Genomic DNA, 14,077 nt, shown 5'->3' with positions numbered 1-14,077 from the left:
TGGGAGAGGGTACTCACGTCAACTCGCGGGCTTTTTCATCATGCTGAAGATAAACATGAGCGCGGCACAGAGCACGACCGACGGGCCTGCAGGTGTGTCGTAAAAAGCAGAGAACGTTAAGCCGCCCGTGACCGCAATCATGCCGATAACCACGGCGACTCCTGCCATTTGCTCAGGCGTGCGAGCAAAACGACGCGCCGTTGCTGCCGGAATAATCAGCAACGATGTGATGATAAGCGCACCGACAAATTTCATCGCGACGCCAATTGTCAGGGCGGTCACCAGCATCAGCAACAGCTTCACACGCTGAAGCTTAACGCCATCGACAAAGGCTAAATCTTCACTGACGGTCATGGCGAGCAAATTGCGCCACTGCCACAGCAAAATCCCCAGCACAATCACAACGCCAATGGCGATAGAGATGAGATCTTCTGGCGTCACCGCCAGCAAATCGCCAAACAGATACGCCATCAAGTCGACGCGAATGTTCGACATCAGGCTCACCACTACCAGGCCAAGAGACAATGCGCTGTGCGCCATGATGCCCAACAGGGTATCGACGGCGAGATGAGGGCGTTTTTCGAGCCACACCAGGCCGGCGGCCAGCATCAGCGTGACGGCAATGACCGCATAGAAGGGATTCACATCCAGCAGTAAACCAAATGCCACGCCTAACAGCGAAGCATGTGCCAGCGTATCGCCGAAGTAGGACATTCGACGCCAGACGACAAATGATCCCAGTGGACCCGCCGCGCAGGCGAGCATAATCCCGGCAAGCCAGCCGGGTAATAACAATTCAATCATGAGTGTCCATTTCCCCGACGCAGGACAATCCGTCCCTGTAAATCATGGCGATGATTATGGTTGTGGCGATAAATCCCAAGCTGTTCGGCACCGCGAGAGCCAAACATCGAAATGAATTCTGGATGCATGGAGACGACTTCAGGTGTACCCGAACAGCAGATGTGATGATTCAGGCACAGGACTTCGTCGGTTTTCGCCATCACCAAATGCAGATCGTGCGAAACCATCAGCACGGCGCAATCCAGCTCGCGACGGAGTTGGTCAATTAAGTCGTACAGTGCAACCTGACCGTTAACATCCACGCCCTGAGTCGGTTCATCGAGCACCAGAAGCTGGGGGCGGCTCAGTAACGCTCGCGCCAGCAATACGCGCTGCGTCTCGCCACCCGACAGTTTTTGCAATGGGGCTTCAATCAGATGGCCTGCCTGAACGCGCTTTAACGCAGGGAGAATATCGGCTTTGCGCGTACCGGGACGCAGCCGCAGAAAACGACTCACGGTCAGCGGCAGGGTAGAGTCCAGGTGCAATTTTTGCGGTACGTAGCCAATTCGCAGTTTTTCGTCGCGCTTGATGACACCCGCATCAGGTGCTACCAGACCAAGAACCACGCGAACCAGCGTCGATTTACCTGCACCATTGGGGCCGAGTAACGTCAATATTTTGCCCGGTTTCAGATTCAGGGACACGTCAGAAAGGACGCGGCGCTGACCGAATGAGACCGAGATATTTTCGAGAGAAACTAAATTCATCATGTCAATTTAAGCTTGCAGAAGTCATCGAATGTTATAATATCACATTCAACTCATTCATTACGATCATAAGTTGCATTATGTTACATAAAAATACGCTTCTTTTCGCAGCATTATCCGCTGCCCTTTGGGGTAGCGCAGCACAAGATGTTAACGCCGCCGTTGTCGCTTCGCTTAAGCCGCTGGGATTTATCGCCTCTGCCATCGCCGATGGCGTCACTGAAACGCAGGTATTGCTGCCTGACGGTGCTTCAGAACATGACTATTCACTGCGTCCATCTGATGCAAAACGCTTACAGAACGCGGACTTAGTGGTGTGGATTGGTCCGGAGATGGAAGCGTTCATGCAGAAATCCGCGAGCCAGACTCCTGAGCAGAAAAAGGTCACCATCGCCGCACTTGCCGGTGTGAAACCGCTGCTCATGAAAGGGTCAGATGACGACGATCATGATGAAGGGCACAACCATGGTGAAGGTGAAAAAGGTGACGACCATCACCATCACGGTGAGTACAACATGCATCTTTGGCTTTCTCCAGAGATAGCGCGGCTCTCAGCGGTTGCAATCCACGATAAATTAGTGGAACTTATGCCGCAAAGTCGAGCCAAACTAGACGCCAACCTGAAAGATTTTGAGGCACAATTAGCCGCAACCGATAAGCAGGTTGGTAACGAGCTCGCACCGTTGAAAGGAAAAGGGTATTTCGTTTTTCATGATGCTTATGGCTACTATGAAAAACACTACGGTCTGACCCCGCTGGGGCATTTCACCGTCAACCCGGAAATTCAACCTGGTGCGCAGCGTTTACATGAAATAAGAACACAGTTGGTTGAGCAAAAAGCGACATGCGTTTTTGCTGAGCCACAGTTCAGGCCAGCGGTCGTTGAAGCCGTGGCCCGGGGAACTTCCGTGCGCATGGGAACCCTGGACCCGCTTGGAACCAATATTACGTTGAGTAAAACGAGCTATTCGCAGTTTCTCAGCCAATTGGCGAACCAGTATTCAAGCTGCCTGAAAGGAGATTAACGAGGAAGTGAATACGTGCAACAGATAGCCCGCTCTGTCGCCCTGGCATTTAACAATCTGCCTAGACCCCACCGCGTCATGCTGGGGTCTCTTACAGTTCTCACTTTAGCGGTCGCCGTCTGGCGGCCCTATGTGTACCACCCGCATTCAGCCCCTATCGTTAAAACCATCGAGCTGGAAAAGAGTGAAATCCGCTCGTTGTTACCTGAAGCCAGCGAGCCCATCGATCAGGCTCCGCAGGAAGATGAAGCGATCCCTCAGGATGAGCTGGATGACAAAACCGCAAATGAAGCCGGTATCCATGAATACGTCGTTTCGACAGGGGATACACTCAGCAGCGTATTGAATCAGTACGGCATTGAGATGGGCGATATCAGCCAGCTTGCTGCCTCAGATAAAGAATTACGCAACCTAAAAATTGGTCAACAGCTCTCCTGGACACTGACTAACGACGGCGATTTACAGCGCCTGACCTGGGAAGTCTCCCGTCGCGAAACCCGTACCTACGATCGTGCTGGAAACGGTTTCAAGATGACCAGTGAAATGCAGCAGGGCGACTGGGTTAATAGCGTGTTGAAAGGTACCGTTGGCGGCAGTTTTGTGGCCAGCGCCCGTGACGCCGGCTTAACCAGCGGTGAAATCAGCTCCGTCATCAAAGCGATGCAGTGGCAGATGGATTTCCGCAAACTGAAAAAAGGCGACGAGTTTTCTATTTTGATGTCCCGCGAAATGCTGGACGGCAAGCGCGAGCAGAGCCAACTGATGGGCGTACGTTTACGCTCTGACGGTAAAGATTATTACGCGATTCGCGCAGAAGACGGCAAGTTCTACGACCGTAACGGGACCGGGCTGGCTAAAGGATTCCTGCGTTTCCCAACGTCGAAGCAATTCCGAATTTCCTCCAACTTTAATCCACGCCGTCTGAACCCGGTGACGGGACGCGTCGCGCCACACCGTGGTGTTGACTTCGCGATGCCGCAAGGCACGCCAGTGCTCTCGGTGGGTGATGGTGAAGTAGTGATTGCTAAACGCAGCGGCGCGGCAGGGTATTACGTTGCCGTTCGTCACGGTCGCACCTACACCACCCGCTACATGCACCTGCGTAAACTGCTGGTTCAGCCGGGTCAGAAGGTGAAACGCGGCGACCGCATTGCGCTTTCAGGCAATACCGGACGCTCAACGGGGCCACATCTGCACTATGAAGTGTGGATTAACCAGCAGGCGGTTAACCCGTTGACGGCTAAATTGCCGCGTACCGAAGGGCTGACCGGTAAAGATCGCAGCGATTACCTGGCACAGGTGAAAGAAGTGATGCCGCAACTGCGTTTCGACTAGTTTTATCGCGTTTTGAAAAGCCGGTGCGAACATGCGCCGGCTTTTTCTTTTGTGCCTTTGAGCCTGCCTCGCTAAACTACCTCATTATTATTTTGTGCGTCACCAGACCCTGGAACCAGCATGGAAACCCAAAAAAACAATATTGAATACATTCCCGAGTTTGAGAAATCCTTTCGCCATCCGCGCCACTGGGGGGCCTGGCTCGGTGTCTACGCCTTTGCTGGCATCGCCTTACTTCCCGCCGCTGTGCGCGATCCTTTACTGGGTAAAATAGGTTTACTTGCCGGTCGATTGGGAAAAAGCGCCCGTCGCCGCGCACAGATCAACCTGTACTACTGTTTCCCGGAAAAAACCGACGCCGAACGCGAAGCGATTATTGATGTCATGTTCACCACTGCGCCGCAGGCGATGGCGATGATGGGGGAACTGGCGTTACGCGGACCCGAAAAAGTGATCAATCGCGTCGACTGGAAAGGGCTGGAAATCATCGAGGAGATGCGTCGCAACGATGAGAAAGTGATTTTTCTGGTGCCGCACGGCTGGGCGGTGGATATTCCCGCGATGCTAATGGCGTCGCAGGGCCAGAAGATGGCGGCGATGTTCCATAACCAGGGCAACAAGATTTTCGATTACGTGTGGAACACAGTACGCCGCCGCTTCGGTGGGCGTTTGCATGCGCGTAACGACGGGATTAAACCCTTTATCAAATCTGTTCGTCAGGGATATTGGGGTTACTATTTGCCGGACCAGGATCATGGCGCTGAGCACAGCGAATTCGTTGATTTCTTTGCCACTTATAAAGCGACGCTGCCCGCGATAGGCCGCTTAATGAAAGTGTGTGGCGCCCGCGTCATACCTCTCTTCCCGGTCTACGATGGGAAAACGCATCGACTGACCATTGAAGTCCGCCCGCCGATGGATGATTTGCTCACCGCAGACGATCATACGATTGCGCGTCGCATGAATGAAGAGGTCGAAATTCTGGTGGGGCCGCATCTGGGGCAGTACACCTGGATCCTCAAACTACTGAAAACGCGTAAGCCAGGCGAAAAAGAGCCTTACAAACGCAAAGAGTTATATCCGAAGAAATAAAAAATCCCCCGGAAACGGGGGATTTTTTTATGCGCGGCAGCTAACGCATTTACTCGACGGTCATGACACGCGTCGTGTTTGTTGAGCCAATGGTGCTCATTACGTCGCCTTGGGTGACAATAACGATATCGCCGGACACCAGGTAGCCTTTGTCTCGCAGCAAGTTAACGGCATCGTTAGCAGCAGCAACGCCATCACTGGTGCTGTCGAAGTACACTGGCGTGACGCCACGGTACAGCGTCGTCAGGTTCAGCGTGCGCTCGTGGCGGGACATGGCGAAGATAGGCAGACCAGAGCTGATACGTGACGTCATGAGCGCCGTACGGCCTGATTCCGTCATGGTAATGATGGCGGTTACGCCTTTCAGATGGTTCGCCGCGTACATCGCGGACATGGAAATCGCTTCTTCCACATTGTCGAACTGAATATCCAGGCGGTGCTTAGACACGTTAATGCTTGGGATCTTCTCAGCGCCCAGGCAAACACGCGCCATGGCAGCAACGGTTTCAGCAGGATATTGACCCGCTGCGGTTTCCGCCGAGAGCATCACGGCATCGGTCCCATCCAGCACGGCGTTTGCCACGTCCATCACTTCTGCACGCGTTGGCATTGGATTGGTGATCATTGACTCCATCATCTGAGTCGCGGTGATCACCGAGCGATTCAGCTGACGCGCACGGCGAATCAGCGCTTTCTGGATCCCAACGAGTTCCGGGTCGCCAATTTCAACACCCAGATCGCCACGCGCCACCATCACTACGTCAGAGGCCAGAATCACATCATCCATAGCGTCCTGGCTGCACACGGCTTCTGCACGTTCGACTTTCGCGACGATTTTGGCATCGCAGCCTGCATCGCGTGCCAGACGGCGTGCATAATTCAGGTCCTCGCCGCAGCGCGGGAAGGAGACAGCCAGATAGTCGACGCCGATTTGCGCGGCGGTGATGATGTCAGCCTTATCTTTCTCAGTCAGCGCTTCTGCAGACAGGCCGCCGCCCAGTTTATTGATGCCTTTGTTGTTCGACAGTGGGCCGCCCACGGTGACTTCGGTGAACACTTTCATGCCCTGAACTTCCAGCACTTTCAGCTGTACGCGACCATCATCCAGCAGCAGGATATCGCCCGGCACAACGTCAGCGGGCAGACCTTTATAGTCAATGCCGACTCTCTCTTTGTCGCCTTCACCTTTACCCAGGTTGGCATCCAGGAGGAACTTGTCGCCGATATTGAGGAAAACTTTACCTTCTTTAAATGTCGACACGCGGATCTTCGGACCCTGCAGGTCACCGAGGATAGCCACGTGACGCCCCAGTTTAGCCGCGATCTCACGGACTTTGTCTGCACGTAATTTGTGGTCTTCTGGTGTACCGTGAGAGAAGTTCATGCGTACCACGTTGGCGCCTGCGGCAATAATTTTCTCGAGGTTATTATCGCGGTCAGTAGCCGGACCTAAGGTGGTAACGATCTTGGTTCTGCGAAGCCTTCTGGACATGTAATACTCCGTTGACTGAAACAACTTTGGTGTTGCGTGAACATTGATTCGGCGCTGTGTAGAAACTTACCGAATACCGAAAAAAGTAACAACCTTATAACATCATTTAGGGTACATCGCCCTTAATGAGCAACTCTTTATCAAAACGCGATTCCTTAAGCGCTTCTTTGACCCGCTTCAAGTTATCTCGGAATTTCGCTCCACGACGCAGCGTAAAACCGGTTGCCAGCACGTCAATGACGGTTAATTGCGCCAGTCTGGACACCATTGGCATGTAGACGTCCGTATCTTCCGGTACGTCGAGCGTTATGGCTAAAGTGGCTTCTCGTGCCAGTGGGGTGCCGGCTGTGGTGATTGCGATGACCATGGCATCGTTTTCACGCGCTAACTGCGCCAGTTCTACCAGACTTTTGGTCCGCCCTGTGTGCGAGATAAGCACGACCACATCATCCTCATTACAATTCATACAGCTCATGCGTTGCAGGACGATGTCATCAGAATAGATAACCGGCACGTTAAAACGGAAAAATTTGTTCATCGCATCATGCGCGACTGCGGCCGATGAGCCAAGGCCAAAGAAGGCAATCTTTTTCGCCTGGGTGAGCAAATCCACGGCGCGATTGACTGAGGCTCTGTCCAGCGACTGGCGGACGTGATCGAGCGTCGCCATCGCCGATTCGAAAATTTTACCGGTGTAGGCTTCAACGCTGTCATCTTCGTCGACATTGCGATTTACATAAGGCGTGCCGTTTGCCAGACTTTGCGCCAGATGCAGTTTAAAATCAGGAAAACCACGCGTCTCCAGACTGCGGCAAAACCGGTTTACGGTGGGCTCGCTCACACCGGATTCTTGTGCCAGCGTGGCGATGCTTGAATGAATGGCCTGAGCAGGGGAGGCGAGAATAACTTCAGCCACTTTCCGCTCGGATTTGCTAAGGTGTTCCAGTTGAAACTGGATTTTTTCCAGCATGTTCATTATGACAAGGCGCTCACGTGTGGAAGCGATTTCATTAATAGAAGAAATCGTGATTCTAATGAGGAAGAATATACCCCTCTGGCCTGGCCGAGGGCTAATTAACGACATCAAAAGTTGTTGTTTTTTTTCATTACTTGATCGCTGTCGAGTTTTGGCAAAATCAGGTCGAACAAAGATTCAGCGGTTTCATCCTTATTCCCCTAACTGAAACGCATAATGAGCGAAAAAACGCGTTATCGCACGTGAGGATAAGCGCAAATGGTTTCGGGAATGACGTAAAAGCAGTACAGTGCGTTGTAATAAAATTACAACGATATCCTGGCATAAGCACCAGGGAATCCAACTGAGGAGAATGACATGGCGGTAACGCAAACAGCCCAGGCATGTGACCTGGTCATTTTCGGCGCGAAAGGCGATCTTGCACGCCGTAAATTGCTGCCTTCCCTGTATCAACTGGAAAAAGCAGGCCAGATTCACCCGGATACCCGCATCCTGGGCGTGGGTCGCGCTGACTGGGACAAAGACGCTTACACCAAAGTGGTGCGCGAAGCGATCGAGACTTTCATGAAAGAGAAAATTGATGAAAGTTTATGGGATACGCTGAGCGGTCGTCTTGATTTCTGCAACCTGGATGTCAACGATACCACCGCGTTCGGACGCCTCGGTGAGATGCTTGACCAGGAAAATCGCGTAACGATCAACTATTTTGCCATGCCGCCAAGTACGTTTGGTGCGATCTGCAAAGGCCTGGGTGAAGCGAAACTCAACGCAAAACCAGCGCGTGTGGTGATGGAAAAACCGCTGGGAACCTCGCTGGCGACGTCACGCGAAATCAACGATCAGGTGGGCGAATATTTCGAAGAGTGTCAGGTCTATCGTATCGACCACTATCTCGGCAAAGAGACGGTACTGAACCTGCTGGCGCTGCGTTTTGCTAACTCCCTGTTTGCCAATAACTGGGATAACCGCACTATCGATCACGTCGAAATCACCGTGGCCGAGGAAGTGGGCATCGAAGGCCGTTGGGGCTATTTCGACCAGGCCGGTCAGATGCGCGACATGATCCAAAACCACCTTCTGCAAATTCTGTGCATGATTGCGATGTCTCCGCCGTCTGACCTTTCAGCGGATAACATCCGTGATGAGAAGGTGAAAGTCCTCAAGTCGCTGCGCCGTATCGATCGCTCGAACGTGCGTGAGAAGACCGTTCGTGGGCAGTACACCGCTGGCTTTGCGCAGGGTAAAAAAGTACCGGGCTATCTGGAAGAAGAGGGCGCGAATAAGTCCAGCAACACCGAGACCTTTGTTGCCATTCGCGTGGATATCGATAACTGGCGCTGGGCGGGTGTCCCGTTCTATTTGCGCACCGGGAAACGCCTGCCGACGAAATGTTCCGAAGTGGTGGTATATTTCAAAAATCCAGAGCTGAATTTGTTCAAAGAGTCCTGGCAAGAACTGCCGCAGAACAAGCTGACCATCCGCTTGCAGCCTGACGAAGGTGTCGATATTCAGGTTCTGAACAAAGTGCCGGGGCTGGATCACAAGCACAACCTGCAGACCACCAAATTGGATCTGAGCTACTCCGAAACCTTCAATGAAACGCACCTTGCCGATGCGTACGAGCGTTTGCTGCTGGAAACCATGCGCGGTATCCAGGCGCTGTTTGTGCGTCGCGATGAAGTTGAAGAGGCATGGAAATGGGTCGACTCCATTACGGAAGCGTGGGCCGCCGATCAGGATGCGCCTAAACCGTATCAGGCAGGCACCTGGGGACCTGTGGCGTCTGTCGCGATGATCACCCGTGACGGCCGCTCCTGGAACGAGTTTGAGTAATGCTGGCGGATAATCCTAAGAGGTTATTTTACCGGTAACATGATCTAACACAGATTGTGGCACAATTTTTAAGCATTTAAGCTCCGTGTGGATTCACCCACGGAGCTTTTTTTATTACACTAGCCTCAGTGATTTTGCCCCTGAGCTCCTGACCACAAGCGTTTCAGCCTTGTTAATACATGCGCATCACCTTGTTAACCATGAGCACGGACAGATAAATTTGAGGAGCCCTTTATGAATCCAGTAATGTTACGGGTAACACAGCGTATTATCGAACGCTCGGAAAAGACACGTTCTGCCTATCTCGCCCGCATCCAGCAGGCCAAAACCGACACGGTACATCGCTCCCAACTGGCCTGCGGTAATCTGGCCCACGGGTTTGCTGCCTGTCAGCCAGAAGATAAAGCGTCGCTGAAAAGCATGCTCCGTAACAATATTGCGATTATCACCTCTTACAACGACATGCTGTCCGCGCATCAACCCTACGAACACTATCCGGAGATCATCCGTAAAGCGCTGCACAGCGCCAACGCAGTCGGGCAAGTCGCAGGCGGCGTTCCGGCCATGTGCGACGGTGTCACGCAGGGGCAGGACGGCATGGAGCTGTCACTGCTGAGCCGCGAAATCATTGCCATGTCAGCAGCGGTCGGTTTGTCGCACAACATGTTCGATGGCGCGTTATACCTGGGCGTCTGCGATAAAATCGTCCCAGGTCTGGCGATGGCCGCGCTCTCATTCGGCCATTTACCGGCTATTTTCGTGCCGTCTGGCCCGATGGCGAGCGGCCTGCCGAACAAAGAAAAGGTGCGTATTCGTCAGCTTTATGCCGAGGGCAAAGCCGATCGTATTGCCCTGCTTGAAGCAGAAGCGGCCTCTTATCACGCACCGGGCACCTGTACCTTCTACGGCACGGCCAACACCAATCAGATGGTCGTGGAATTTATGGGTATGCAGTTGCCGGGTTCATCGTTCATTCAGCCGGATGCTCCGCTGCGCCAGGCGCTGACTGAAGCGGCAGCGCGTCAGGTCACGCGTTTGACCGGCAACGGAAACGAGTGGATGCCGCTCGGCAAAATGGTTGACGAAAAAGTGGTGGTGAACGGTATTGTCGCGTTGCTGGCGACGGGCGGGTCAACGAACCACACCATGCATTTGGTGGCGATGGCACGCGCGGCAGGCATTCTGATTAACTGGGATGACTTCTCTGAGCTTTCCGATGTGGTTCCGCTGATGGCGCGTCTCTACCCGAACGGCCCGGCAGACATCAACCACTTCCAGGCGGCAGGCGGTGTACCGGTTCTGATCCGCGAGCTGCTGAAAGGCGGTCTGCTGCACGAAGATGTTAACACCGTTGCGGGCTTTGGCCTGCAGCGCTACACCATGGAACCGTGGCTGAATAACGGCGAACTGGACTGGCGCGACGGTGCGCGTGAGCCTCTCGATGAGGCCGTTATCGCGACGTTTGATAAACCCTTCTCCCGCCATGGCGGCACCAAGGTGCTGAGCGGAAATCTTGGTCGCGCGGTCATGAAGACGTCTGCGGTGCCGGTTGAAAACCAGGTGGTGGAAGCGCCGGCCATTATTTTTGAAAGCCAGCACGATGTTTTGCCTGCTTTCGAAGCGGGACTGTTAAACAAAGATTGCGTGGTGGTGGTGCGTCATCAGGGACCAAAAGCGAACGGCATGCCAGAATTACATAAACTTATGCCGCCACTTGGTGTATTATTGGACCGCTGTTTCAAAATTGCGTTGGTCACCGATGGACGACTGTCTGGCGCATCAGGTAAAGTGCCATCAGCGATTCACGTCACGCCCGAAGCCTATGATGGTGGATTGCTGGCGAAAGTCCGCGATGGCGACATCATCCGCGTGAATGGCCAGACAGGCGAATTGACCCTGCTGGTGGATGAAGCCGAACTTGAAGCCCGTAAGCCGCATATTCCTGACCTGAGCGCGTCGCGTGTGGGAACAGGGCGCGAAATGTTCAGTGCGCTGCGCGAGAAACTTTCCGGCGCTGAACAGGGTGCGACCTGTATTACGTTTTAAGACGACAAGAATTATCGATCTGGCGAGAGAAAAACACTGATGAAAAACTGGAAAACAAGTGCGGAAGCAATCCTGACAACCGGTCCTGTAGTGCCGGTTATCGTGGTGAATAAACTGGAGCACGCCGTTCCGATGGCGAAAGCGCTGGTTGCAGGTGGGGTTCGTGTTCTGGAAGTGACGCTACGTACGCCATGCGCGATGGATGCCATCCGCGCCATTGCGAAGGAAGTGCCTGATGCAATTATTGGTGCCGGTACCGTGCTGAATCCACAGCAGCTGGCTGAAGTGACGGAAGCGGGCGCGCAGTTTGCCATCAGCCCGGGCCTGACTGAGCCACTGCTGAAAGCAGCAACAGAAGGTTCTATCCCGTTAATTCCTGGGATCAGCACGGTTTCTGAACTGATGCTGGGTATGGACTACGGTCTTAAAGAGTTCAAATTCTTCCCGGCGGAAGCAAACGGCGGCACTAAAGCGCTGCAGGCGATTGCAGGCCCGTTCTCTCAGGTGCGTTTCTGCCCGACTGGCGGCATCTCGCCGGCAAACTACCGCGATTACCTGGCGCTGAAAAGCGTTCTGTGTATCGGTGGTTCCTGGCTGGTTCCGGCGGATGCGCTGGAAGCGGGCGACTGGGATCGCATCACCAAACTGGCGCGCGAAGCAGTCGAAGGCGCGAAGCAGTAAGACCATCAAAAACGGGCCAAACGGCCCGTTTTGTTTATCCTCTGACGATCACACTCGCACTGGCCTTTTTCGCTCTCGCAACGGCCTCTTCTACGCTATCCGCTACCGATAACGTCACGCCCAGACGACGCGAACCGTCAATTTCCGGCTTGCCAAACAAACGTACCTGCAGACCTGCACCCACGGCAGATTCCACGCGATCAAACATTACGTTTTGACTGGTGAGCTTTGGCAGGATCACGGCGGACGCGGCCGGACCGTACTGACGAATTCCGCCCACAGGCAACCCCAGGAATGCGCGCACGTGCAGCGCAAACTCTGATAAATCCTGAGAGATCAGCGTCACCATGCCGGTATCGTGCGGGCGAGGGGACACTTCGCTGAAAATGACGTCGTCACCACACACAAACAGTTCCACGCCAAACAGGCCGAAACCGCCCAAGGCGATGACCACTTTGCGGGCGATCTCCTGCGCGCGCTCAAGCGCCAGAGCGCTCATTTGCTGCGGCTGCCAGGATTCACGGTAATCGCCGTCTTCCTGACGGTGTCCAATCGGGTCGCAGAAATGCACGCCATCAACTGCGCTTACCGTGAGCAGGGTGATTTCGAAATCAAACTTCACCACCCCCTCGACGATCACGCGTCCGGCGCCCGCACGTCCACCCTGTTGGGCGTAGTCCCAGGCGTTATCCAGTGTGCTTTCATCGCGAATAAAACTCTGCCCTTTACCCGAGGAACTCATTACCGGCTTAATGATGCACGGGTAACCAATCTCTTCTACGGCCTGCAGGAAATCGGCTTTACCGTCCGCGAAGCGGTAGCTTGACGTCGGGATTGCCAGCTCTTCCGCCGCAAGACGACGTATGCCTTCACGGTTCATGGTCAGCTTCGCGGCGCGAGCGCACGGCACAACGCGTTGGCCTTCCGCTTCCAGTGACAACAATGTGTCCGTCGCGATGGCTTCAATTTCCGGCACGACATAGTCAGGATTCTCGCGTTCGATCAGTGCGCGAAGGGCATCGCCATCCAGCATATTGATAACGTACGACCGATGCGCGACGTGCATGGCTGGGGCATCGGGATAACGATCGACGGCGATCACTTCTATGCCCAGACGCTGGCATTCAATGGCCACTTCTTTTCCCAGCTCGCCTGAACCTAACAGCATGACGCGCGTGGCTGCCGGACGCAGCGCAGTTCCTAAACAAGTCATAAAATCCCCCTGAAAAAGTTGCGCGCAGTATATACGAAAACGTTTGCGTATGTCTTCATCAGGGGAAGGGAATGCTGCCGGGCGAGGAAATTTGCGCTTCTTTTGCACGGACAGACATTTCCTGACATCACCTCGCTTAGGCTGTGATCATTGTAAACGGATAAGTGGGGAAAAATATGTCAGGCTGGTTAAATCAATTGCAGTCGATGTTAGATCAAAAGGCGTCATCATCCGGCGAGCAGGGACTGAGCAAGCTACTGGTACCGGGTGCGCTGGGTGGTCTGGCAGGTTTATTGGTGGCGAACAAATCCTCGCGAAAGCTGTTGGCCAAATATGGCACCGGCGCACTGTTAGCCGGTGGAGGCGCCATTGCCGGAACGGTGCTCTGGAATAAATACAAGGATAAAGTCCGAACGGCCCATCAGGGCGAACCCCAGTTTGGACAACACACGTCGCCAATCGATGTGCGTACCGAGCGGTTAATTCTGGCGCTGGTCTTTGCTGCTAAAAGCGACGGACACATCGACGACCAGGAGCGCACCGCCATTGAGCAGCAGATGCAGGAAGCGGGCGTTGAAGAGCAGGGTAGAGCGTTAGTCGCCCAGGCGATTGAACAGCCGCTGGATCCCGTGCGTCTGGCGCAAAGTGTGAAAAACGAAGAGGAAGCGCTTGAGCTGTACTTCCTCAGCTGTGCGGCCATCGACATCGATCACTTTATGGAACGCAGCTATCTGAATGCGCTGGGTGACGCGCTTAAAATTCCGCACGATGTTCGCGAAGGCATCGAAAAGGATATTCAGGCGCAAAAACAGGCATTACCGGGGTAAATTT

General features: G+C 53.9%; 12 protein-coding genes. 7 read left to right on the top strand and 5 right to left on the bottom strand.

All coding sequences use genetic code 11. The annotated features are described in order from the left end of the window. Window positions 1-18: 18 nt before the first annotated feature. Both znuB and znuC read right to left on the bottom strand, forming a co-directional pair. Window positions 19-804 (bottom strand): zinc ABC transporter permease subunit ZnuB, encoded by a 786-nt coding sequence (znuB, locus tag I6L74_RS20830; RefSeq protein ID WP_059179709.1) that lies wholly within the window; start codon window positions 802-804, stop codon window positions 19-21. Beyond that, window positions 801-1,556 carry a zinc ABC transporter ATP-binding protein ZnuC gene (znuC, locus tag I6L74_RS20825; RefSeq protein WP_059179710.1) on the bottom strand — a complete coding sequence of 252 codons (756 nt, stop codon included), beginning with the start codon at window positions 1,554-1,556 and terminating at the stop codon, window positions 801-803. The genes znuB and znuC overlap by 4 nt, the downstream gene beginning before the upstream one ends. A gap of 77 nt (window positions 1,557-1,633) precedes the next feature. Between znuC and znuA the strand changes: the two genes are divergently transcribed. The 3 genes from znuA (at window position 1,634) to lpxM (ending at window position 5,005) form a co-directional block, all read left to right on the top strand. Continuing rightward, window positions 1,634-2,578 (top strand): zinc ABC transporter substrate-binding protein ZnuA, encoded by a 945-nt coding sequence (gene znuA, locus I6L74_RS20820; protein ID WP_059179711.1) that lies wholly within the window; start codon window positions 1,634-1,636, stop codon window positions 2,576-2,578. 15 nt (window positions 2,579-2,593) lie between these two features. Further along, window positions 2,594-3,913, top strand: coding sequence for a murein DD-endopeptidase MepM (gene mepM / locus I6L74_RS20815; RefSeq protein ID WP_059179712.1), 1,320 nt, complete (start codon window positions 2,594-2,596; stop codon window positions 3,911-3,913). 120 nt (window positions 3,914-4,033) lie between these two features. Further along, window positions 4,034-5,005, top strand: coding sequence for a lauroyl-Kdo(2)-lipid IV(A) myristoyltransferase (lpxM, locus tag I6L74_RS20810; protein WP_059179713.1), 972 nt, complete (start codon window positions 4,034-4,036; stop codon window positions 5,003-5,005). 49 nt (window positions 5,006-5,054) lie between these two features. On the opposite strand, the gene pyk is transcribed toward lpxM, so the two are convergent. Both pyk and I6L74_RS20800 read right to left on the bottom strand, forming a co-directional pair. After that, the gene (gene pyk / locus I6L74_RS20805; protein WP_059179714.1) at window positions 5,055-6,497 is read right to left on the bottom strand and encodes a pyruvate kinase; all 1,443 of its coding nucleotides are present in this window, start codon (window positions 6,495-6,497) and stop codon (window positions 5,055-5,057) included. A 106-nt stretch (window positions 6,498-6,603) separates the two neighbouring features. Then, window positions 6,604-7,473: a MurR/RpiR family transcriptional regulator gene (locus I6L74_RS20800; RefSeq protein ID WP_059179715.1), complete on the bottom strand. Its 870-nt coding sequence runs from the start codon at window positions 7,471-7,473 to the stop codon at window positions 6,604-6,606. A gap of 357 nt (window positions 7,474-7,830) precedes the next feature. On the opposite strand from I6L74_RS20800, the gene zwf reads away from it, so the two are divergent. From zwf to kdgA, 3 genes are all read left to right on the top strand, one after another. Beyond that, a complete protein-coding gene (gene zwf / locus I6L74_RS20795) occupies window positions 7,831-9,306 on the top strand; it encodes a glucose-6-phosphate dehydrogenase (RefSeq protein WP_059179716.1) in 1,476 nt (491 codons plus the stop codon). A gap of 234 nt (window positions 9,307-9,540) precedes the next feature. Further along, window positions 9,541-11,352, top strand: a complete 1,812-nt coding sequence (edd, locus tag I6L74_RS20790; protein WP_059179717.1) for a phosphogluconate dehydratase — start codon at window positions 9,541-9,543, stop codon at window positions 11,350-11,352. 39 nt (window positions 11,353-11,391) lie between these two features. Then, window positions 11,392-12,033 carry a bifunctional 4-hydroxy-2-oxoglutarate aldolase/2-dehydro-3-deoxy-phosphogluconate aldolase gene (kdgA, locus tag I6L74_RS20785; protein ID WP_015959421.1) on the top strand — a complete coding sequence of 214 codons (642 nt, stop codon included), beginning with the start codon at window positions 11,392-11,394 and terminating at the stop codon, window positions 12,031-12,033. Between the two features lie 34 nt (window positions 12,034-12,067). On the opposite strand, the gene purT is transcribed toward kdgA, so the two are convergent. Beyond that, entirely contained in the window at window positions 12,068-13,246 is a 1,179-nt protein-coding gene (gene purT / locus I6L74_RS20780; protein ID WP_059179718.1) for a formate-dependent phosphoribosylglycinamide formyltransferase, read from the bottom strand. Window positions 13,247-13,422: 176 nt separating this feature from the next. On the opposite strand from purT, the gene I6L74_RS20775 reads away from it, so the two are divergent. Next, entirely contained in the window at window positions 13,423-14,073 is a 651-nt protein-coding gene (locus I6L74_RS20775) for a tellurite resistance TerB family protein (RefSeq protein WP_059179719.1), read from the top strand. The last annotated feature ends 4 nt before the right edge of the window (window positions 14,074-14,077 follow it).

Origin of the sequence: Lelliottia amnigena, from assembly GCF_019047465.1 — a bacterium.
Classification (GTDB): domain Bacteria; phylum Pseudomonadota; class Gammaproteobacteria; order Enterobacterales; family Enterobacteriaceae; genus Enterobacter; species Enterobacter amnigenus.
This window is presented reverse-complemented; position numbering and strand designations above follow the sequence as displayed.